This is a genomic window from Microbispora sp. NPDC004025, from assembly GCF_053604425.1.
The window spans coordinates 173861-194147 of record NZ_JBSGHN010000008.1 but is presented as its reverse complement, the minus strand read 5'-3'; the positions used below and the strand labels follow the sequence as shown (position 1 = coordinate 194147).

Here is a 20287-nt window from a genome sequence, read left to right as displayed (position 1 = left end):
GACTCGCTGGCGTGAAGCTGAAGCTGGACCTCCACGACATCTACAACAAGGGCAGCGAGATCGACAAGGCGCTGCACGGCATCATCCAGGAGGCCGTACGCAAGAAGGCGACCCAGGTGGAGATCATTCCGGGCAAGGGGTCCGGCCAGCTCAAGAAGAAGGTGTTGCGCTTCCTCGAGCAGAAGGAGATCAAGGCGCTCTACCACCGGATCGACAAGGACGCCAAGAACCACGGCCGCCTGTTCGTCTACTTCCAGTGGAAATGAGCTGAGCGCTTACGAGGCGTCTTTTCCGCTTCCGCCGGGCGGCATACGGAGGGGGTCGCGGAGACCGACCGAGAGCCCGCCCCGGAAGGGCGCGGTGCGGCTCTCGGTCTTGACGTCGTCTCCCGCATGAACGGGACATCACACGCCCGGCGGCCGGGCCTCACGTCACCTGCCGTGAACCGGGGCCACGCTCACGGGCACACCACATTGCCCTCCACCGAGTAGTTGTAATACTTCTGCTTGTTGATCGCGGTCACCGCGGCGAATGCGCGGTTGCACTGGACGGGGACGTCCTTGACCTCGACGAGGAGATCGTCCCCCGAGACGTCGTCCTCCCACACCTGAATGGTCACCGTGCTCCCCACCGGGAACGTGAGAGGGTTCGTCGACCCGAGGCCGACCTGCTGGCCCTCATCGGATTCGTCGACGTCGATGGTGCCCTCGACCGGGGCGAAGCGCTGGGCATAGCCGTCGCGCACGACGTTGATGAACACCTCGTCGCCGTTGCTGAAGGTCCCCTCCTCGTCCACGTCCCGGACGTACAGGGAGAGGCTGAGTGTGGCTTCGGCCGCGGCGTGCGCCGGGGTCGCGCCGGCGAGGGCCAGCGACCCGAGAAAGCCTGCCAGTGAGACAACGAAACCGGACTTGGCACGCACGAGCATGGTTTCCCCTTTTCTCGTCCGATCGGTCGCGGCCGAGATTTCCGAAGTCCGGTTGGAAATGGCTTGCGGGTCGCTTGGACCGGCCCTGTCCAATTGAATTTCAGCCAATTTAGGTTATCGAAATTTCGCAGTGCCGGACGACCGAATACAGGTCTCGACGCTGTGGGAACTCTTTCTCCTACTGCTTTGCGCCAGGCGGCTCGCCTCGGTCGCCGAGCTGGGGCTCATCCCCGACCCGGACGCCGTCCGGGCGTTGTGGGAAGACGCCGCTGCCGCGCCCGGCTGGGCCGGCCCGGCTCTGTGGCTGCACGGCGACCTGCATCCGGCCGACATCCTCACCGCGGACGGCACCATCCGTGGCGTGATCGACTTCGGCGGCCCTCTTCGCAAGCGACCAGGCCTACGACCTCGCTGCCGCTTCCGCGGACGGAATGCGCTTGCGGGCGGTCAGCGGGGATGCCCGGCACGCAGCCAGCCGGCGTAGTCGGCCACCGCCCGGTCCGGGTCGTACTCGGGCGTGAAGCCGGTGTCCTCCCGCAGCCGGGTGATGTCCGGGTACGCGTCGAGGGCCGGCGCCCCGGGCGCAGCACCGGCGCGGCCTCGGGGATGAAAGTTTCACGCCACCTCGTCGAACCGATGCGAACGCGTCACGGTAAGGCGCAGACGGTGGGCCGAGGGCATCCGGGCGTCCGAGAGGTTTGATCCGCGTACTTGACGCCGGGACCTTCATTCGAATTGACTCCGGATCACCGTCAACCGTCGAATCGATTCGGACGCTCACAAATGTTAGCGCTAACACCGCCCGGCGAGGCCTGCCGTATCGGTGCCGTCCGATCGTGACTCCTGATCGAGGGAAGAGGGCATGATGCTTTTCGCAAGCCGGAGAAGGGCGCTCGCGGCGGGGGCGAGCGTGTTGATCGCCGCCGTCTGCCTGGTCGGCGGTGGTACGGCCCAGGCCGCGGCGTCGCAGCCGTGTGACATCTACGCCGCAGGCGGGACGCCGTGTGTGGCGGCGCACAGCACGACCCGTGCTCTGTACGGCGCGTACAACGGCCCGCTGTACCAGGTCCGGCGCGCCTCGGACAACACCACCCGCGACATCGGCGTGCTGAGCGCGGGCGGAGTCGTCAACGCCGCCGCCCAGGACTCGTTCTGCGCCGGCACGAACTGCGTCATCACGATCATTTACGACCAGTCCGGCCGCAACAACCGCCTCACCCAGGCGCCTCCCGGGTATTGGAAGGGCCCCGCTCCGGGCGGATGGGACAATCTCGCCGACGCGAAGGCGGCCCCGATCACCATCGGCGGCCAGAAGGCGTACGGTGTCCGCGTGGAGCCCGGCACCGGCTACCGCAACAACAACACCAACGGCGTCGCGACCGGCGACCAGCCCGAGGGCATCTACGCCGTCGTCGACGGCACGCACTACAACCAGTGGTGCTGCTTCGACTACGGCAACGCGCAGACGGATGGCCAGGCCGACGCCCCCGCCATCATGGAGACCGTCTACTTCGGCGCCAACAAGCAGTGGGGCTACGGGGCCGGAGCCGGCCCCTGGATCATGGCCGACCTGGAGTGGGGGCTGTTCTCCGGGGTGAACGCGGGCTACAACAACCTTCCCTCGATCAATCACCGTTTCGTCACCGCCATGGTCAAGGGCGAGCCGAACCACTGGGCGATCCGGGGCGGCAACGCGCAGTCGGGCGGCCTGACGACCTATTTCGACGGACGGCGCCCCAACGGCTACCACCCGATGAAGAAGGAAGGCGCCATCCTGCTCGGCATCGGCGGCGACAACAGCGTCTCCGGCCGCGGCACTTTCTTCGAGGGCGTATTGACCTCCGGCTACCCGTCGGAGGCCACCGAGAACGCCGTACAGGCCAACATCGCCGCCGCCGGCTACGCGCCGGCGGGCGGCGGCGATCCGCAGCAGAACGTCCAGATCGTGGGCGGCCAGTCCGGCCGGTGCGTCGACGTGCCGAACTCCAGCACCGCCAACGGCACGCAGGTGCAGCTCTGGGACTGCTGGGGCGGCACGATGCAGCGCTGGACCTACACCTCCGGCAAGCAGCTGCAGGTGTACGGCAACAAGTGCCTGGACGCCTACGGGCAGGGCAACGCCAACGGCACCCAGGTGATCATCTGGGACTGTAACGGCCAGGCCAACCAGCAGTGGAACGTCAACACCAACGGCACCATCACCGGCGTGCAGTCCGGGCTGTGCCTCGACGCCAACGCGGCCGGTACCGCCAACGGCACGAAACTCATCCTGTGGTCCTGCAACGGACAGGCCAACCAGCAGTGGAGCCTGCGTAGCTGATTCTGTGAGACGCCTCGGGCGGAGATCCGGACACCTTGGATGGGGCTGCGGCTCCCCGGAACGGGCCTCCGCCCGAAGGCGCGACATAGTCGTAAGGCGCAACCAGGGCCCGGCCCGGCACATCGCGCGGGAAGGCTCCTCAGAGCCAGAAGGTGTCGTGGCGGAGGTAGAACTCCGCCTTCTCCTCTTCGCTCATGGTCGCGAGCGTGAGCAGTCCCTCGAAGTACCCCTCGCGCGGCGCGCCGGGCGCGAAGTGCAGCAGCATCGACGCCGGCTCTCCCGACTCGTTGCGGAACGCGTGTACGCCGCCCTCCGGGACGTGCACGAAGTCGCCGGGACCGGTGTCGATCCAGCGCCGCCCGTCGTAGATCCGGACCGTGCCGGAGAGGATGTAGAACGATTCGGAGATCGACCGGTGGAAGTGCTCCGCCGGTCCGCTCGGCTCCGGTCCCATGTCCCAACGGTAGAGCCCGAACTGCCCGTTGGTCGTCGCGCCTGTCGCCAGGTAGTGCACCGTGGTGCCGCTCGGGTAGTCCAGCTCGGGCGTCGCGTCCGGGCGCCGGTACGACGCCGTCAGCTCGCCGGTGTCCCCGTGGTAGGACGGCGGCGGATAGGTCAAAGGTCTTCCTCTCCCCGGGTTCGAGTCGCTCGTCGGGCGGACCGCGTCGTTCGACGGCGGCCGGACGAGCGGTGTGTCGCCGACGCGGTGAAGGCTAATCGCCGTCGTCGCCCGGTGCGAGGAGTTCCTCATACGTCTTCTCGCATCGTTCGGCGGGCGCGCCGGGTGCGCACAGCAGTACGCGGAGGTTGAAGTCGACCGTGTGCCGGCGGCCCTTCGACGTGTAGGTGATGCGGACGCCCTCGGCTCCGGCGCTGTCGTCGCGGGTCTTCCCGTACTGCAGGGCGAGTTCCGTGTGGAGGTCGCTCTCCTCGCAGACGGTGGTGACGGCGGGACTGCGCGCGGGGAAGCTGAGCTCGGTCAGCGGCCTGTCGGCGTTGCCGAGCATGGGGCCGGTGTGCGGCCGGGACGAGAACGCCTGAACCACGATGTCGTTGTACGGCCTGATCGGCTCGACCCTGGTGATGGTCACGGAACCGGGCCGGTCCAGGCACATGTCCCAGCCGCCCAGGGAGTACGGCCTGTGGGCGACGGTGTCGTCAAGCACGACGACCCCGACGGGCCCGTCCGCGCCGGAGTCCCCGCCGACGACCAGGCGGGGGTCGAAGGCTCCGCAGCCGGAGGTCAGGGCAGGTGCCAGGACGAGCGGCAGTATCCGGCGGGTGAGCACACGCATGACGGCACTCACTACCCCGGCGGCGCCGCGCTAGACGGCCCGCCCGCGGGGGAGGGTCATGGGACGGGGACCAGCCGGGACGACCACACGCGGGTCTCCTCCTCGGACAGCACGCGGTCGAGGGTGATCGACGGCCGCATCATCGGAAAGGTACGGCCGATGTTCCACGTCCGCCGGAACGACGGCCTGCCGAGGACCACCACACGATGTCCGTCGAGGAGCGGGATCTCGGCGGGACGCCCGGCGTTGCGGATCAGCTCGCCCGTCGCGTCGCGCACGTCGAACCGATCCACGATCGGCCCGGCCTCGGGCCGGACGGGCCCGTCCGTGGCGGCCTCGACCCACGAGGGATGGGGGATGGTCACCGGCACGTGCTCTTTCAGGACGTGCGCCAGCAGCGTGGAAAGTTGGAAGTTGTCCCCGATCCCGCCGATGGTCATCGCGTACGCGCGCCCGGCCGGCCGGTGCAGGACGATCAGCGGCTCGTCGTCGAGCACGGCCAGGAGCCTCGGCAGGCACCACAGGTCGGGGCGGTCGTCCTCCACGGCGGCGACCGCCGCGGTGAGACGCGGACGCCGGGAGAGCTCCGCGCGGACGGCCGGCGACCGCTGGAGCAGGGTGGTCGCGGCAGTGCTCCAGTCCTCGGCGATCGACCAGCCGACGGACAGATCGAGGGCACGAGGAAAAGGCAGGCGGCGGCCGAGCCCGAGCCGTCCGGGCAGGCCGAAGGGGCCGGAGAGCACGCGCGCCGCGCCGAGGAGCACGTGGTCCTCCGGACCCGGCTCCGGGAGGCGCCGGTCGGTGACCGCGCGCCAGGCGCGGGCGAACTCGGCGCTCCGCTCCAGCGCGTCGCACAGTCCCTCGACCACGGGGTCGATCAGCGGGGCGGGATCGGCCCCGCTCTCGACCATCGCACCGCCCATGACGGCCAGCCGCGCGCCGAGCCCGGGATTCAGCTGACCGAACAGACCGCACAGGCGGACGAGGACGGCGTCCGCGGTGGCCGGGTCGCAGTCCTCGGTTCCCTCCCACAGCTCCTGTAGGGTCGCCAGGAAACCGGGAGGGTCCTGCGCCCGCGCGGCGCGGAAGAGGTCGTCGCACTGTCGGTCGATAACCTGGTCGAGCACCGCATGATGCTACGACAGGGGGCCGCTCATCGGTCGGCGAGCGCGGGGGAGAGCGGCTTCTCCGGAGCAGGCGACGCGACGGGGGTGTCCGGACTGACGGCGGGGACCAGCTCGCGGCGGCCGGCGCCGCCCGCGAGACGGCAGGCGAGGCAGTCGCCGTGGCCCGTCATCGGGTCCCTCGTCCGCCAGTTCCACTGCTCCGGAGGCCGGGGGCCGCTGGGCTTGCCCCAGCCCGCGAGGTGCAGGGCCCAGGTGATCAGGCCGCCCAGGGCGATCACGCCGATGCCGAGCCGTACGCCGAGGGGCGAGGCGGCGCACATCGCCGCCCCCGCCGTCGCGCAGCCGCACAGCACGACGACGCAGCCGGCCCAGCCGGCGACCGTGTGCCCGAGATCGACGTCGTCGTGGATCGCGCTCATGATTCTCCTTGACGGCGAGAAACTTATCTCACGAACTAAACATCTTAGATACTAAGGAGATTGGGGATGGACGGCAAGCCGCGTCCGGAGGCGACGCCCGAGCAGGCCCTGACCGGCATGGATCAGCTGATCGCGCTCAGCCTGGTCGGGCAGCACGACATCGCCCAGCGGCTCGGGCTGAACGTCACCGACGTCACCTGCCTGGGCTTCATCCTGGCGGCGGGGGACGACCCGATCAGCGCGGGCGCGCTCGCCGAGCAGGCCGGCCTGACCACGGGCGCGGTGACCGGCGTGCTGAACCGCCTCGAACGCGCCGGATACGCGCACCGGCAACCCGACCCCGCCGACCGCCGCCGCGTGCGCGTCGTCGCCGACGAGGCAGCGGTCACCACCGCGGCGGCCGTCTACGAGCCGTTCTACCGGCGGTTGAACGAGCTGTTCGCCGACTACACGCCCGCCGAGATCGCCGTGCTGTCCGACTGGTTCACCCGCGCGGGCGACCTCATGCGGGCCTACCTGGAGGAGATCCGGCACGACCAGCTCGCCGCCATGCCCCGCACCCGGCGCACGCGGAGCCGTTGAGGCCGGCCCTCGCGCCTGGTCTCAGGAGACGCGCCACGCCGTGCCGTTCGCCCGTGAAGGCGTACCGGGGTCGCGTTCAGAGCTTGCGGACCTGCCACGCCTCCTCCGCCGCCGCCAGCACACCGTCCAGCGAGGCCCCGCCGCCCGCCGCGACGACCGCGGAGATGGCGCCCTCCACGAACGGCACGTCGGCGACCACGACGTCACCCGGCGACTCCAGCAGCCGGGCGGTGAGCACCGAGCTGCCGAGGTCGGGGATCAGCACGACGCCGTCCCCCCGGTTCACCTCCTCGATTGCGGCGGTCACCCGGTCGGGACTGGTGCCGAGGCCGCCGTCCTCGGTGCCGCCCGCCGCCGCCAGCGGGACCTGCGCGCCGCCGATCTGCCTGGCCAGCGCGGCCACCTCCTCGGCGAGGCCGCTGCTGTGTGAGATGAGTACGATGCCGACCATTCGCCTTCCCCGAGACGTGTTCGCCACCCCCGTCATCGGGAGGCGGCGGCCCTGAGCGCGCCGAACAGGAGAGCCGTCGAGGCCGCGCCCGGATCCTCGTGCCCGACGCTGCGCGGCCCCAGGTAGCTGGCCCGCCCCTTGCGCGCCTGCAACGGGACCGTCGCCCCGGCCCCCTGCTCGGCCGCGGCGGCCGCCGCCTCCAGCGCCTCCTCCACCTTCAGCCCGTCCCGTACGGCCTGAGCCAGCGCCCTGGCGGCCGGGGCGAGGGCGTCGACCATGGTCTTGTCGCCTTCGGCGGCGGCTCCGAGGCGCCGCACCCCGGACAGGGCCGCGTCCAGCGCGGTGCTCAGCTCGGCCGGCGAGACCTCGGCGGCCTCGCCGAACGCCTTGCCCATCTCACGGAAGGCGGTGCCGTACAGAGGGCCGGACGCCCCGCCGACCTTGCGGATGAGCGTGGAGCCGGCGAGGACGAGGAGCGCGCCCGGGGTTGGCGGGGAGGCGCCGGCCAGAGCCTCCCGCACGGCGGTGAACCCGCGGTCGAGGTTGGCGCCGTGGTCGGCGTCGCCGATCGCGGCGTCCAGCTGGGTGAGGTGGTCGCGCCGCGCCCGCACGGCGGCGGCGATCTCGTCGATCCACGCGGCGAAGAACTCGGTGTTCACGAGTGGGCTCCAGAGGTTCCGATGGCGGTCAGCGGCCCCAGCGCAGCGCCGGCGTCTCCACGGGCGCGTCCCAGAGCCGGGTGAGCTCCCCGGTCAGCGAGCACGTCGTCACCGAGAAGCCCTGCATGTCGAGGCTGGTCACGTAGTTGCCGACGAGGCTGCGCACGGCCGTCGCGCCCTTCTCCCGCAGGTATGCCTCCACCTCGGCGAAGACGATGTACAGCTCGATGAGCGGGGTCCCGCCCATGCCGTTGACCATGACGAGCGTCTCCCCGGACAGCGGGAGGTCGGCGTGGATCGCGTCCATGGCCGTACGGACGATCTCGCGGGCCTCGCCCATCGGGGCCCGCGCGCGGCCGGGCTCGCCGTGGATGCCGATGCCGAGCTCGATCTCCGCGTCGCTCAGCTCGAAGGTGGGCTTGCCCGCGGCCGGGACCGTGCAGGCGCTCAACGCCACCCCGAAGGAGCGGCTGCGCTCGTTGACCTCCCGGGCGGCGCGCGCCACCTCGGCGAGGGGCGCACCGGTCTCGGCCAGCGCTCCGGCGATCTTCTCCACGAACAGCGTGGCCCCGGTGCCCCGGCGGCCGGCCGTGAACAGCGAGTCCTGCACGGCCACGTCGTCGTCGACGAGCACGGTCGCCACCTCGACGCCCTCGTCGCCGCCGAGCTCGGCGGCCATCTCGAAGTTCAGCACGTCGCCGGTGTAGTTCTTCACGATGTGCAGCACGCCCGCGCCGCCGTCGACGCCCTTGGTGGCCTCGATGATCTGGTCGGGCACGGGGGAGGTGAAGACCTCCCCGGGGCAGGCCGCGTCGAGCATGCCGTACCCGACGAATCCGCCGTGCAGCGGTTCGTGGCCCGATCCGCCGCCGGAGACCAGGCCGACCTTGCCGGGCGTGGGGGCGTCCGCGCGGAAGACGATCCTGTTCTCGAGGTCCACGCGGAGTGAGGGGTGCGCCGCGGCGATGCCGCGCAGCGCGTCGGTGACGATGGAGTCGGCGCCGTTGATGAGCTTCTTCACGATGCGGTCCCTACTGCCGTTGTCGTGCTCTCCAGCTTGCCCTTTCCTCGCGAAGCCGCAAGCGCCGTGCGGGCCCTACCGGAGGTCGCCCGAGCCCGGGGCAGGATCAGCGCACGCGGAAGCACAGGGTCAGCGCGGGAGCCCAGGGTCAGCGCATGCGGGAACGCAGGGTCTGCGCGACCGCGCGGTAGCCGCCTCGGGCCCGGACCACGGGATAGGCGCCGAGGGCGACGGCTGCGCAGCACAGCACGGCCGCCAGCAGCGTGGCGGTGCCGTAGTCGGCGGGCCAGCCGGCGCTCCAGCCCCGATACGGCAGGTAGACCGCGGCGTAGGTCAGCGGTGCCGCGGCGATCGACGCCAGTCCCCGGGTGCGGGAGTACGCGGCGATGCAGGCCAGCGCGGTGCACCCGATTATCACGAGCGGCAGGCCGAGGAGCGCGAACGGCAGCCCGTAGAGTCCCGGCGGGCCCTTCACCGTCATGTAGAGGCCCACCCAGGCGAGGACCCCGGAGATCGCGAACCCGATCGGCGACCTGCGCCAGCCGCCGGCGAACCAGAGCGCGGCCAGCAACACGGTGAGCGCGACGAGGTAAGCCGTCCCCGTCTCCGCCTCGATACGCTCTCCGGGCGCCGACAGGGGGATGGCCGCCTGCTCGGACAGGTCCTCGTATCCCCGGAGGCCGAGCCGGTGCCATCGTCCGGCGACGTCGCGCAGCGCTACGCCGTCGCGGCCGTTGGCCACGGCGACGAGGTGCCCCCCGGGCACCGGCAGGACCGCGACGGCCATGGACTGCGCCCTGTCGGTGCGGTCGCCCTCGTACGGGTCGAGGTTCCGGTACAGGTAGTGCTGCCGGGCGGCGGGGACCTGCCAGGCCGTCGTCCAGGTGGCTCCCGCGTCGTCGGACTGCTCGACCAGGAGCAGAGGCGGGACCACCCGGTAGCAGCGCCTCGGCTCGCCGGGGACGCAGGCCGTGGTCCGCGATGACTTCTCCGAGGGCGGGCTGGTCCAGCGATGCCAGGTCCGGCCCTGGTCGCTCGTCGCGACTCCCAGACGGCTGTAGCCGTTGGTGTACACGACGATCACGGCGTCGTGCGCCTCCACGTGCCCGGCGGACGGCGGGTCGTAGGGCGCGGCCGTGGCCGTGACCGCGAGGACGGCCGCGGGCAGGGCGACCAGCAGCCGGGCCCGGCGTACGGCGCGCCGCAGACGGTCGGCGGTCTCCACGGCGCGCAGCCGGACCAGCCACGCGAGGCCGAGAGCGGGCAGGGCGAGCAGGTCGGAGGGGTCCGCGACGACGCGGGCGGAGGGGGTGAAAAGCGCCCAGACGTCCTCGGCCGCCCGGGCCCCCGCCGCCGTGGTCTTGACGACCGTGAAGAGCACGGCGGTCAGCAGGATCGCGGCCAGGGCGGCCCGCCTGTCCGCCTCGCCGGGCGCGCCGGCACCGCTCCGCGAGACGCCGCCCCGGGCGGCGGCGACGGGGCGCCGGACGGCGAGGGCCGCGGCGAGCGCGAGCAGCGGCGGGGCGACCAGCATGCCCGCGACGTCGCTCAGCTTGCCGGTGACCACGCCCGGCCACAGGCGTTTGAGCAGGTGGTCGTTGACGAGGAGCACGGCGATCGCGGCAAGCGTCGCGGGATGGCCGAGCCACGCCCCGGCTGTCGTGCGGATCCGATAGGCCGCCCGCGCCATCCGCGTCCTCCCGCGTGGATCGGTGATCAGGCCCCCTGTACGGTTCATCGCGCGGGCGGGTGCGGGCGTTGCATTTCACCGGGATATGGCGTTCGGGGGCGGAGGTGTAGGAGTATCGCAGGGGTGTCCTGACTGTTGGGAGGCGCAGTGTCGGTGTTGCGGGATTTGGTGGACGGCATCCGGAGCGGGGGGATCGAGGTGCTCGACCTCACCGCGCCGCTGAGCGACAAGACACCGATCCTGTTGCTGCCGGAGCCGTTCGGGCAGACGGTGCCGTTCTCGCTGCAGGAGATCAGCCGGTACGACGACCGCGGACCGGGCTGGTACTGGAACAACTTCACCACGGGCGAGCACACCGGCACGCACTTCGACGCGCCCGTCCACTGGGTGACCGCGCGTGACGGCGAGGACGTGTCGCAGGTGGCCCCCGCCAAGCTGATCGCCCCCGCCGTGGTGCTCGACTTCAGCGCCGAGTCGGCCGCGAACCCCGACTTCCTGCTGGAGATCGACCACGTGAAGGCGTGGGAAGCCGAGCACGGGCCGCTGCCGGACGGCGGCTGGCTGCTGTACCGCACCGGCTGGGACGTGCGCGCCCACGACCAGGCGGAATTCCTCAACGCCGACGAGACGGGGCCGCACACGCCCGGCATGTCGCCCGCCTGCGCCCGCTTCCTGGCCGAGGAGACCCCGATCGCGGGCATCGGCGTGGAGACCGTGGGCACCGACGCGGGCGCCGCCCACTCCTTCGACCCCGCGTTCCCGTGCCACTCGTACCTGCTCGGCGCGGGGAAGTACGGCCTGACGCAGCTGCGCAACCTCGACCGGCTACCGGCGACGGGCGCGGTCGTGGTCGCCGGCCCGCTGCCGATCGTCGGCGGCTCCGGCAGCCCGGTGCGCGTGCTCGCGCTGGTGGAGCGGTGAACGTCGCGGAGGCCGTCGGCGCGGCCCTCGCCGCCCTCGGCGTACGGGCGGCCTTCGGCGTCGTCGGCAGCGGCAACTTCCACGTCACCAACGCCCTCGTCGAGCACGGCGTGCGGTACGTCGCGGCGCGGCACGAGGGCGGGGCCGCGACGATGGCCGACGCCTACGCCCGGATGAGCGGCACGGTCGCCGTGCTCACCGTCCACCAGGGGCCCGGCCTGACCAACGCGCTGACCGGCGTCACCGAGGCGGCCAAGAGCCGTACCCCGCTGCTGGTGCTCGCCCCGGAGGTGACCTCGCCCACCTCCAACTTCCGCGTCGACCAGACCGCGCTCGCCGAGGCCGTGGGCGCGCACTGCGCCCGGGTCGGGTCGGCGGAGACGGTCGTGGACGACACCGTGATGGCCTTCCTCGCCGCCCTGCTCGGGCGCCGGACCGTGGTGCTCAACCTGCCGCTGGACGTGCAGGCCGAGACGCTGCCCGAGGAGGCCGCCGAGGCCGTGCGCGAACTGCTGGCCGGCCGCGGGCACCGCGACGTGGCGAGCCGCGTGCCGGCGGCGTGGGGGCTGACGTTCCCCGTCGATTCAGGGGACGACGAGGAGGTGGAGGGGCTCCCGGCGGAGCCGTCCGACGCCTTGACGCGGTTCACCCGGCTGCTGGCCGAGGCGCGGCGCCCGGTCTTCGTGGCCGGCCGGGGAGCCCGGGGCGCGCGGCGGGAGCTGGAGGCGCTCGGCGAGCGGGTGGGGGCGCTGTTCGCCACATCGGCCGTCGCCAAGGGCAACTTCCACGGCAGTCCCTGGGACCTCGACGTGAGCGGCGGGTTCGCCACCCCGCTCGCGGCCGAGCTGATCCGCGATGCCGACCTCGTCGTCGGCTGGGGCTGCTCGTTCACCATGTGGACCACCCGGCACGGCGCGCTGATCGGGCCGGAGACCAAGGTCGTCCAGGTGGACCTCGACCCCGACGCGCTGGGCGTGCACCGCGAGATCGACCTCGGCGTGGTCGGCGACGTACGCGAGACCGCGCGGGCGGTCGCCGCCCTGCTCGGCGAGGGCGTAGCCGACGGCGAAGCGGGCAGGCGCGGATACCGCGCCCCGGAGATCGCCGAGCGCATCGTCCGCGAGGGGCGTTGGCGCGACGTGCCGTACGAGGACCTGAGCGCCGGGGGACGCATCGACCCCCGCACGCTGACCATCGGGCTCGACGACCTGCTCCCGCAGGAGCGACTGGTCGCCGTGGACTCCGGCAACTTCATGGGATATCCGTCGATGTTCCTCACGGTCCCGGACGGCGGCGCGTTCTGCTTCACCCAGGCGTTCCAGTCGATCGGGCTGGGCCTGGCCACCGCGATCGGCGCGGCCGTCGCGCGGCCCGACCGGCTGGCCGTCGCCGCGCTCGGCGACGGCGGGGCCCTGATGGGCGTCGCCGAGCTGGAGACGGTCGTACGGCTCGGCCTGCCCATGGTGGTCGTGGTCTACGACGACGACGGGTACGGCGCGGAGGTCCACCACTTCGGCCCCGGCGGGTTCCCGCTCGGCACGGTCACCTTCCCGCCCGCCGACATCGCGGCGATCGCCCGGGGCTTCGGCTTCGAGGCGGTGACCGTACGGGGGGAGGAGGACCTGTCCGGCGTCGCCGAGTGGCTGAAGGGGCCGCGCGACAAGCCCCTGCTCGTCCACGCGAAGGTCACCGCCGACCGCCCGTCGTGGTGGCTGGAGGAGGCCTTCCGCGGCCACTGACGGCCCGGTCGTGCGAAGAGGACCTTCGGCCCCGGTTAGGTTACGCGTGAGTAGGTTACGGTTTCAGCATGGCTGAGATCGTGTACCCGCCGGTCCTGAGGACCGCGCTGACCGCCTTCAAACTGCTCGACCTGAGGTTCCACCTGGAGGGCACGGAGCGGATACCCCGCAGCGGCGGCGCGGTCCTGGTGAGCAACCACGTCAGCTACCTCGACTTCATCTTCGCCGGCTTCGCCGCCCACCCCGCCGGACGGCTGGTCCGGTTCATGGCCAAGAAGGAGGTCTTCGACCATCCGGTGTCGGGCCCGTTGATGCGCGGCATGCACCACATCCCGGTGGACCGGTCGGCCGGGGCGGGAGCCTACGACGCCGCCGTACGGGCCCTCAAGGACGGCGAGATCGTCGGCAACTTCGCCGAGGCGACGATCAGCAGGTCGTTCACGATCAAGGAGATCAAGAACGGCCCGATCCGGATGGCGGCCGAGGCCGGGGTGCCCGTGATCCCGGTCGCCCTGTGGGGCGGCCAGCGGCTGTGGACCAAGGGCCGCCCCCGCAAACTGCTCCAGCGGCACGTCCCGATCACGATCCTGGTCGGCGAGCCCATGCGCCCGATGCCGGGCGACGACATCGCCGCGCTCACCGACGACCTGCGGCGGCGGATGTCGGACCTGCTCGACGAGGCCCAGCGGACCTATCCCGACCAGCCGCGGGGCGTGTGGTGGCAGCCCGCGCACCTCGGCGGCACGGCGCCCACCCCCGAGGAGGCCGCCGCCCTGGACGCCGCCGCCCGGCCGCGCCGCGCGTAGCCGCCGCCCGCCCTCGCGCCGTCGCCCGGGACCGGCGGCGGCCACGCTGTCAGGTGCCTGTACGACGACCGTCAGGCGCCCGTCACGCGGCCAGGGTCTCGCGGAGGAACTCGGCGATCTCCGCCCGCGCGGCCTTCGCGTGCGGCACCACGCCCGGCATGCTGAGGAAGGCGTGTGTCGCTCCGGGGTATTCGATGAGCCGCGCGGGCGTCCCGGCCGCCCGCAGCCGTCCGGCGTAACAGCGGCCCTGGTCGGCCACCGGATCGATGGTCGGCACCACCACGAGCGCCGGGGCCAGGCCGCGCAAATCGTCGGCGTGCAGCGGCGACACCGCACGAGGGTCGGCTCCCGGCCGCACGGCGAGCCGCCGGAACAGCCGCATCTGCGGCATGGTGAGGCCCGGGCTGTCGGCGTGCTCCCTCATCGAGGGGTGCTCGAACCCCTCCGGGGTCAGGTCGACGGCGGGGTTGACCAGCACCTGCGCCCGCAGAGCCGGCCCCGACCGCCTGGCCCGGATCGCGGCCAGGGCGGTGACCAGCGCGCCGGTGCTCTCGCCGAAGACCGCGATCCGCGCCGGGTCGACTCCCCACCGCGCGGCGTGCGCCACCACGTGCCGGAGCGCGTCCCAGCCGTCGTCCACGGCCGCCGCCAGCGGGGTCCGCTCGTCGAGGAGACGGTGCTCGACCGAGACGACGACCGCGGGCAGCCGGGCGGCGAGATGACTGTTCACCCAGTCGCTCTGCACGGCCGTGCCCACGAAGCCACCGCCGTGCACGTGCAGCACGAGCGGCAGGGCGGTCGGGTCCGCGCCCCCACCGCTTCCGACGCCGCCCCCACCACCGCCCTCACCGCCGCGTCCGCCTCCGGGCCCGGCCGAGGGCCGGTACACCCGGACCCGGAGCCCGCGGCCGGGCAGTGCCACCTCCTGCCACCGGATCTCGGCATCGCGGTCCGGGAACCCGGTGACCAGCCGCGCCAGACGGGACGCCCGCTTGCGGTTGACGGCCTCGCGCAGGGCGGCCAGCTCCTCGGCCGTCATCGCCGTCCAGTCGGGCTCAGTGCCCAGGGCGTGCAGCAACCGGATGCCCAGGGGCGGCCGTTCGGTGCCGGTGACTTCGCTCATCGAAGGTCCTCTCGATCGGTTGGTTCCGCTCACGGCCGGTCCGTACGTGCGTCAGCCCGGCCGGCGGCCGGCCTCATGCGGCCAGAGCGCGGCGCAGCGCGGCGCCGAGCTCGGCGATCTGCCGCTGCGACACCTCGGCGGACAGGATCGCCAGCGAGCCGTGGAAGGTGCCGGGCCACTGGTGCAGCTCGACCGGCACCCCCGCCCGCAGCAGGCGCAGCGCGTAGTCGATGTCCTCGTCGCGGTTCGGGTCGAACTCCGCGGTCGCGATGTAGGCGGGCGGCAGGCCCGACAGGTCCGTGGCCCGCGCCGGCGCGGCGTACGGCGTGGCGGGCGCGGAGCCCAGGTAGTACCGCCAGGCCGCGGCCACGCGATCGCGTGTCGACCACGGTGTGCCGGTGAAGGTGCGCCGCGACCACGTCCGCTGCCGGTCGTCCAGCGTGGCCTCGTTGAGCAGCTGGAAGCGGATCGGCGGCCCCTGCTCGTCGCGTGCCCGCAACGCCAGCGCGGCGGCGAGGTTCGCGCCGGAGCTGTGCCCTCCGACCGCGATCCGCGCCGGGTCGACGCCGAGCCACGCGGCGTTCCGGGCGGTCCAGGTCAGCACGGCGTAGGCGTCGTCCAGGGCCGCGGGGAAGCGGTGTTCGGGGGCGCGGCGGTAGTCCACCGAGATCACCACCGCACCCGAGGCGCCGGCGATGAGGGTGGCCCACAGGTGCTCGGTGTCCAGATCGCCGAAGACCCATCCGCCGCCGCGCATCCAGACGACCGCGCCCCGGGCCTCGCGCGGGCGGTAGATCCGCACCGGCACGTCCGGGGCGGCGGGCACCGTGCGGTCCTCGATCTCCATGCCCGCGACGTCCGGCACCGGTCGCGCGGCGGCCCGCTCGGCGAGGCTCTCCCGCGTGGCGACGGGGTCGTCCAGGTCGACGGGCGCGAGAAAGGGGATGAAGGCTTCCAGCTCGGGATCCATGCCGGCCATCCTCGCGGTCGCCGCCTCCGGGGATCATCCGCCGGTCGTCGCGCATCCCACCCGGATCGCGCGCCGACCGGCGCGATCTCCCGGTCGAGGGCGGCTCCAGGGAGACACGACCTAGCCTTGGGGCATGGAGGCTCTGGCCGACCGGCTGTCACAGCTGGATCCGCACGTCCAAGGAGTGGCCCGCGTCGTCGCGTTCTACGACACGCTGATGCGACGGCGGGTGGATCTGCCGGCGCTCGCCCGGGCCTCGGCGGGCCTGGCCGAGTGCGTGGCCGGGATCAGGCTCCAGGGCGCGGGGCCGGCCGTCCGCATGGCGCCCGACGGCAGGCGGGCGCCCGAACCGCCGTCGCCGCCGGCACCGCCGTCGAGCACGGCGCCGATCGTGCTCGACGAGGAGGAGATCGGCGCGGTGTGGCTGGAGCGCCCCGGCCCGCCCGGCCCTCTGGACGAGGTGCTGCTGAACCGGCTCGCCATCGCCGCCGCGGCGGTCGCCGAGCGGTACGGCCCGGCCCGCACCACCATGGCCGATCCCGCCCTCGTCGAGCTCGCGATCAGCGCGGGCAGTGACGAGGCGGCCCGCGCCCGGGCCCTGCGGCTCCTGGGATTCCCCGCCGGGGTGCCCGTCCTCGTCGTCGCCGTCCGCTCGCAGCTCCCGCTCGACCGGGTCGGCGGCCTGATCTGCCCGGATCACCCGGTGAAGGCGGCGTCACTCGCCGACGTGGGCGTCATTGTGGCCGCCACCGTGGACACGGCTCGCTTTCCGGCAGGCGTACGCGCGGGCGTCGGCGCCGCCGAGAGCCCGGTTTGTTCCTGGTCACGGGCCCGTACGGCGCTCCGCTTCACCACTGCGCGGCGGCCGGTCGTCCACTACGACGACCTGGGCGCGCTGGCGCTCCTGGCCGACATCCCCCGGGACGCCGCGCTCGGCAATCCCGACGTGGCCGCGATCGCCCGGCTGGCCGCCGACCCGGAGGATCTGGAGACCCTGGACGTCTGCTGCGGCACCGGCTCCCTGCGCCGTGCCGCCGACCTTCTCCACCTGCACCACAGCAGCGTCGCCCGGCGCCTCGGCCGGATCGGGCGGACCCTCGGCATCGACCTCACCGAACCGGCCGGACTGACCCGGGCCGGGATCGCCCTTACCACCTGGCGGCTGCTGACCGGCTGAGCCCGCTCCGCCTCGCCACCCCGCGTCCGCGAGCAGTGCCCGTGACGTCTGTCCGCTTCCGCAACACGGCCGTTACGCCGGAGGGTTGACCACGGGTCAAGGGGCGGGGATAACTGAGCCGTAGCCGATACGGGGGCCGCAATCCGTAGGTTGGAGCCGTGGATGAGCATCGTGCCCTCGCCCCCGCTGGTCGGACGCGCCGCTGAACTGCGGACCCTCATCGACGCGGTGACCCGGCCGCCCGCGGTCGTGCTGGTGGAGGGCGAGGCGGGCATCGGCAAGACCCGGCTCGTACGCGCCGCGCTCGACCGCCTGCCGTCCGGCGACAGGGCCGTCCTGCTCGGCTACTGCCACCAGATCCGCGAGCCGTTCCCGTACGGGCCGGTCTTCGAGGCGCTGCGGGACATCAGAGGACGGCTTCCTGCGGCGCACCGGCTCAACCCGGTCGCCGGTGCGCTCCGCGGCCACCTTCCCGAGCTGGCCGGCGCGCTGCCGCCGCCGCCCCAGCCCCTGGACGACCCGCGGGCCGAGCGCCACCGGGTGTTCCGCGCCATACGCGCCCTGCTGGCGGCCGTCGGACCGGCCGTGCTCGTCGTCGAGGACCTGCACTGGGCCGACGACGGCACGCTCGACCTGCTGCGCTTCCTGGCCGGTCAGCCGCCGCAGGGGCTGGCGGTGGTCGCGACCTGCCGGCGGGACGGCACGGCCGGGCCGCCGCTCGGCCGGGCCTACCGGCACCAGCCGGACACGGCCAACGTGGTCGTACGGCTGGCGCCCCTGGACGTGCCGGCTGTGGCAAGCCTGGTCGGCGCGCTGCTGGAGCGGTCCGACCTGGCCCCCGGGTTCGTCGCGCGGCTGCACGAGCGCACGGCGGGCATCCCGTTCGTGGTGGAGGAGCTGGTCCGATCGCTGCCCGCCGGACTGCCCGGCGCGGACGACCCTGACTCGCTCGACCGTGCCGTCGACCGCGCCGGCGTCCCGCTGCTGCTGCGCGAGGCGATGGCCGAGCGGATGGCGGGGCTGTCCCCGGCGGCGGCGAGCGCGGTCCGGGCGGCGGCGGTGCTGCGGCTGCCCGCGGACGAGGAGACGATCACCGCGGTCGCCGGGGGTTCCACCGGGCCGGGCACCTCTGGGCCGGGCTCCGCCGGGCTGAGCACGCTCGGGCCGGGCTCCGCCGGCTTGGCCGAGGCGCTGCGCGCCGGGGTCCTGCACGAGCACCCGGGCGGCCGGTACGGCTTCCGCCACGCGCTCGCCCAGCAGGCCGTCTACGACGCCGTCCCGGGTCCGGAGCGCCGGTCGGCGCACGTCAGGGCGATGGCCGCGCTCGCCGCCACGGACGCGCCGCCGCTGGTGCAGCTGGCCTTCCACGCCCGGCGTGCCGGGGACACCGCCGCCTGGGTGCGCCACGGGACCGCCGCCGCCCGGCAGGCCGCCGCGCTGGGCGACACCGCCCTCGCCGTCGAGGTGATCGAGGGCATGCTCGACGACCCCGATCTCCCGGCCACCGGCCGCGGTCCGCTGGTGCTGATGCTGAGCCGCCTGGCGGCGACGGGCCTGTCGCACCAGCGGGTGGTGCGGCTGCTGCGCCAGGTGCTGCGGGGTGACTTCCTGTCCCGGGACGTGCGCGGCGAGGTGCGCCTCAACCTGGGCGTCGTCCTGTCCAACCAGGCGGGCGACGCCGCCGCGGGGCGTCCGGAGATCCTGGCCGCCCTGGCCGAGCTGGGCGACCGGCCGACGCTGGCCGCCCGCGGCTGGGCCAGCATCGCGATGCCCGAATGGGGCGTCGAGTCGCTGGCGGAGCACGCGGAGTGGATGGCCCGCGCCGAGGCGCTCGTCGCCACCGCCGACAACCCGGAGCTGTCGGCCGCGGTCCTGGCCAACCGGGCCTCCTTCGAGATGACGACCGGTTCTCCCGGCGCGTTCGACGTCGCCGCGCGGCTGCCGGTCGCCGATCCGCGTCCGGCGGTCCGGCGGGAGGTCGCCAGGGCGTACTGCAACCTCCACGACTCGGCGACCACCGTGGGGCTCTACGCGGCGGCCGAGCGGTTCGCCCGGGAGGGCCGGCGGCTCGCAATGGAAACCGGCGCGCAGTATCCCGCCTTCCTCCTCGACGCCTCCGTGATCCGCAGGGAGTGGCTCACCGGGCGGTGGGACGGGCTCCGCGACCGGGCGGCGTCCCTGGGGGAGTCGGCCACGGAGACGCCGCTGATCGCGGTGGACCTCTGGCTGGTGCTCGGATCGCTGGCCCTGGCCAGGGGCGAATGGGAGGAGGCGGTCAGGCAGCTCCACCGCGCCGGGCTGGACGCCCCGGACGCCCGCAACGTCCCGGTCGTGACGGCCGCCGCCGGAGGGCTCGTCGATCTGCTTCTCGCCCGCGGGGCGGTGGACGAGGCGGCCGCGGAGGCCGGGCGGGCGGTCGCCCGGCTGCGCCGCAAGGGCGTGTGGGTGTGGGGGGCGAGCCTGGTCCCGGCCGCCGTCGCCGCGTTCGCCCGGGCCGGACGGCCGGGGACGGCGGCCGAGCTGGTGGACGAGTACGCCGCCGGGATCGCGGACCGGGTGGCGCCCGCGGCGCACGCCGCGCTGCACGCCGCCCGGGGCGCGCTCGCCGCCGCCGAGCTGCGGCATGCCGACGCCGCCGCCTTCTTCGCCCGGGCCCGCGAGGCGTACGCCGCGCTGCCGCAGCCGTACGCGGCGGCGCGGGCGGCCGAGGCTGAGGCGCGGGCCGGGCTCGCGCTGGGGGACGGGGCCGCGGCGGCGGGGTTCCGGGAGGCCGCGCAGTGGTACGGCCGGCTCGGCGCGACCCACGACGCCGCCCGGTGTCGGCGGGCCCTGCGCGACATCGGGGTGGACGTCCCGCTGCCGCGCGGCGGGCGGCGGGGCGCCGGCGCGCTGTCGCAGCGGGAGCGGGAGGTGGCCCGGCTCGTCGCGCTCGGCCGGACCAACCGGGAGATCGCCGACGTGCTCTTCCTGTCCACGCGCACGGTCGAGACCCACGTCGCCACCGTGCTGCGCAAGCTCGGCGTCCGGTCGCGGACCCAGATCGCGCCGCCCTCCTGACC

General features: G+C 73.5%; 20 protein-coding genes. 9 read left to right on the top strand and 11 right to left on the bottom strand.

Translation table 11 applies throughout. The annotated features are described in order from the left end of the window. The first annotated feature begins 11 nt into the window (after window positions 1–11). Window positions 12–266 (top strand): Smr/MutS family protein, encoded by a 255-nt coding sequence (locus tag ACWEQG_RS21630; protein WP_346227803.1) that lies wholly within the window; start codon window positions 12–14, stop codon window positions 264–266. Window positions 267–457: 191 nt separating this feature from the next. Here the strand turns inward: ACWEQG_RS21630 and ACWEQG_RS21625 are convergent, their stop codons facing one another. Next, window positions 458–928 carry a hypothetical protein gene (locus ACWEQG_RS21625; RefSeq protein ID WP_452287097.1) on the bottom strand — a complete coding sequence of 157 codons (471 nt, stop codon included), beginning with the start codon at window positions 926–928 and terminating at the stop codon, window positions 458–460. Window positions 929–1058: 130 nt separating this feature from the next. On the opposite strand from ACWEQG_RS21625, the gene ACWEQG_RS21620 reads away from it, so the two are divergent. After that, window positions 1059–1412, top strand: coding sequence for a phosphotransferase (locus tag ACWEQG_RS21620; protein WP_452287095.1), 354 nt, complete (start codon window positions 1059–1061; stop codon window positions 1410–1412). 378 nt (window positions 1413–1790) lie between these two features. Continuing rightward, window positions 1791–3248, top strand: a complete 1458-nt coding sequence (locus ACWEQG_RS21615; protein ID WP_452287093.1) for an arabinofuranosidase catalytic domain-containing protein — start codon at window positions 1791–1793, stop codon at window positions 3246–3248. 139 nt (window positions 3249–3387) lie between these two features. Here the strand turns inward: ACWEQG_RS21615 and ACWEQG_RS21610 are convergent, their stop codons facing one another. The 4 genes from ACWEQG_RS21610 to ACWEQG_RS21595 form a co-directional block, all read right to left on the bottom strand. Further along, complete coding sequence (locus tag ACWEQG_RS21610; RefSeq protein WP_363463052.1) at window positions 3388–3867, bottom strand: cupin domain-containing protein; 480 nt, start codon at window positions 3865–3867, stop codon at window positions 3388–3390. A gap of 94 nt (window positions 3868–3961) precedes the next feature. Then, on the bottom strand, window positions 3962–4543 hold the full coding sequence (locus tag ACWEQG_RS21605) for a hypothetical protein (protein ID WP_452287091.1): 582 nt from the start codon (window positions 4541–4543) through the stop codon (window positions 3962–3964). A gap of 56 nt (window positions 4544–4599) precedes the next feature. Next, window positions 4600–5670 carry a hypothetical protein gene (locus ACWEQG_RS21600; protein ID WP_452287089.1) on the bottom strand — a complete coding sequence of 357 codons (1071 nt, stop codon included), beginning with the start codon at window positions 5668–5670 and terminating at the stop codon, window positions 4600–4602. 26 nt (window positions 5671–5696) lie between these two features. Further along, the gene (locus ACWEQG_RS21595) at window positions 5697–6089 is read right to left on the bottom strand and encodes an HGxxPAAW family protein (RefSeq protein WP_452287087.1); all 393 of its coding nucleotides are present in this window, start codon (window positions 6087–6089) and stop codon (window positions 5697–5699) included. 66 nt (window positions 6090–6155) lie between these two features. On the opposite strand from ACWEQG_RS21595, the gene ACWEQG_RS21590 reads away from it, so the two are divergent. After that, window positions 6156–6671: a MarR family winged helix-turn-helix transcriptional regulator gene (locus ACWEQG_RS21590; protein WP_452287084.1), complete on the top strand. Its 516-nt coding sequence runs from the start codon at window positions 6156–6158 to the stop codon at window positions 6669–6671. A gap of 76 nt (window positions 6672–6747) precedes the next feature. Here the strand turns inward: ACWEQG_RS21590 and dhaM are convergent, their stop codons facing one another. The 4 genes from dhaM to ACWEQG_RS21570 all read right to left on the bottom strand — a co-directional run bounded on the left by dhaM (window position 6748) and on the right by ACWEQG_RS21570 (window position 10540). Next, a complete protein-coding gene (gene dhaM / locus ACWEQG_RS21585; protein WP_452287082.1) occupies window positions 6748–7122 on the bottom strand; it encodes a dihydroxyacetone kinase phosphoryl donor subunit DhaM in 375 nt (124 codons plus the stop codon). Window positions 7123–7154: 32 nt separating this feature from the next. After that, window positions 7155–7781: a dihydroxyacetone kinase subunit DhaL gene (gene dhaL / locus ACWEQG_RS21580; RefSeq protein WP_452287081.1), complete on the bottom strand. Its 627-nt coding sequence runs from the start codon at window positions 7779–7781 to the stop codon at window positions 7155–7157. A 28-nt stretch (window positions 7782–7809) separates the two neighbouring features. Then, the gene (gene dhaK, locus ACWEQG_RS21575) at window positions 7810–8802 is read right to left on the bottom strand and encodes a dihydroxyacetone kinase subunit DhaK (RefSeq protein ID WP_452287079.1); all 993 of its coding nucleotides are present in this window, start codon (window positions 8800–8802) and stop codon (window positions 7810–7812) included. Between the two features lie 148 nt (window positions 8803–8950). Further along, window positions 8951–10540, bottom strand: coding sequence for a hypothetical protein (locus ACWEQG_RS21570; RefSeq protein ID WP_452287077.1), 1590 nt, complete (start codon window positions 10538–10540; stop codon window positions 8951–8953). Window positions 10541–10639: 99 nt separating this feature from the next. Between ACWEQG_RS21570 and ACWEQG_RS21565 the strand changes: the two genes are divergently transcribed. From ACWEQG_RS21565 to ACWEQG_RS21555, 3 genes are all read left to right on the top strand, one after another. Further along, on the top strand, window positions 10640–11413 hold the full coding sequence (locus ACWEQG_RS21565) for a cyclase family protein (protein ID WP_452287075.1): 774 nt from the start codon (window positions 10640–10642) through the stop codon (window positions 11411–11413). Continuing rightward, entirely contained in the window at window positions 11410–13152 is a 1743-nt protein-coding gene (locus ACWEQG_RS21560) for a thiamine pyrophosphate-binding protein (protein ID WP_452287073.1), read from the top strand. The genes ACWEQG_RS21565 and ACWEQG_RS21560 overlap by 4 nt, the downstream gene beginning before the upstream one ends. 68 nt (window positions 13153–13220) lie before the next feature. Next, window positions 13221–13958, top strand: coding sequence for a lysophospholipid acyltransferase family protein (locus tag ACWEQG_RS21555; protein WP_452287071.1), 738 nt, complete (start codon window positions 13221–13223; stop codon window positions 13956–13958). Between the two features lie 82 nt (window positions 13959–14040). Here ACWEQG_RS21555 and ACWEQG_RS21550 read toward each other — a convergent pair whose 3' ends face one another. Further along, window positions 14041–15081 (bottom strand): alpha/beta hydrolase, encoded by a 1041-nt coding sequence (locus ACWEQG_RS21550; protein ID WP_452287070.1) that lies wholly within the window; start codon window positions 15079–15081, stop codon window positions 14041–14043. A 73-nt stretch (window positions 15082–15154) separates the two neighbouring features. Further along, on the bottom strand, window positions 15155–16051 hold the full coding sequence (locus ACWEQG_RS21545; RefSeq protein ID WP_452287068.1) for an alpha/beta hydrolase: 897 nt from the start codon (window positions 16049–16051) through the stop codon (window positions 15155–15157). Window positions 16052–16184: 133 nt separating this feature from the next. Here ACWEQG_RS21545 and ACWEQG_RS21540 point away from each other — a divergent pair, with 133 nt between their 5' ends. After that, on the top strand, window positions 16185–17228 hold the full coding sequence (locus ACWEQG_RS21540) for a helix-turn-helix domain-containing protein (RefSeq protein WP_452287066.1): 1044 nt from the start codon (window positions 16185–16187) through the stop codon (window positions 17226–17228). Between the two features lie 162 nt (window positions 17229–17390). After that, complete coding sequence (locus tag ACWEQG_RS21535; protein WP_452287064.1) at window positions 17391–20285, top strand: helix-turn-helix transcriptional regulator; 2895 nt, start codon at window positions 17391–17393, stop codon at window positions 20283–20285. The last annotated feature ends 2 nt before the right edge of the window (window positions 20286–20287 follow it).

Bases quoted from the DNA above. Each gene is read 5' to 3' on its own strand.
- ACWEQG_RS21625 (WP_452287097.1), bottom strand. From the start codon at position 928: ATGCTCGTGCGTGCCAAGTCCGGTTTCGTTGTCTCACTGGCAGGCTTT.
- ACWEQG_RS21615 (WP_452287093.1), top strand. From the start codon at position 1,791: ATGATGCTTTTCGCAAGCCGGAGAAGGGCGCTCGCGGCGGGGGCGAGC.
- ACWEQG_RS21605 (WP_452287091.1), bottom strand. From the start codon at position 4,543: ATGCGTGTGCTCACCCGCCGGATACTGCCGCTCGTCCTGGCACCTGCC.
- ACWEQG_RS21595 (WP_452287087.1), bottom strand. From the start codon at position 6,089: ATGAGCGCGATCCACGACGACGTCGATCTCGGGCACACGGTCGCCGGC.
- ACWEQG_RS21590 (WP_452287084.1), top strand. From the start codon at position 6,156: ATGGACGGCAAGCCGCGTCCGGAGGCGACGCCCGAGCAGGCCCTGACC.
- dhaM (WP_452287082.1), bottom strand. From the start codon at position 7,122: ATGGTCGGCATCGTACTCATCTCACACAGCAGCGGCCTCGCCGAGGAG.
- ACWEQG_RS21570 (WP_452287077.1), bottom strand. From the start codon at position 10,540: ATGAACCGTACAGGGGGCCTGATCACCGATCCACGCGGGAGGACGCGG.
- ACWEQG_RS21555 (WP_452287071.1), top strand. From the start codon at position 13,221: ATGGCTGAGATCGTGTACCCGCCGGTCCTGAGGACCGCGCTGACCGCC.
- ACWEQG_RS21550 (WP_452287070.1), bottom strand. From the start codon at position 15,081: ATGAGCGAAGTCACCGGCACCGAACGGCCGCCCCTGGGCATCCGGTTG.
- ACWEQG_RS21545 (WP_452287068.1), bottom strand. From the start codon at position 16,051: ATGGATCCCGAGCTGGAAGCCTTCATCCCCTTTCTCGCGCCCGTCGAC.
- ACWEQG_RS21540 (WP_452287066.1), top strand. From the start codon at position 16,185: ATGGAGGCTCTGGCCGACCGGCTGTCACAGCTGGATCCGCACGTCCAA.
- ACWEQG_RS21535 (WP_452287064.1), top strand. From the start codon at position 17,391: ATGAGCATCGTGCCCTCGCCCCCGCTGGTCGGACGCGCCGCTGAACTG.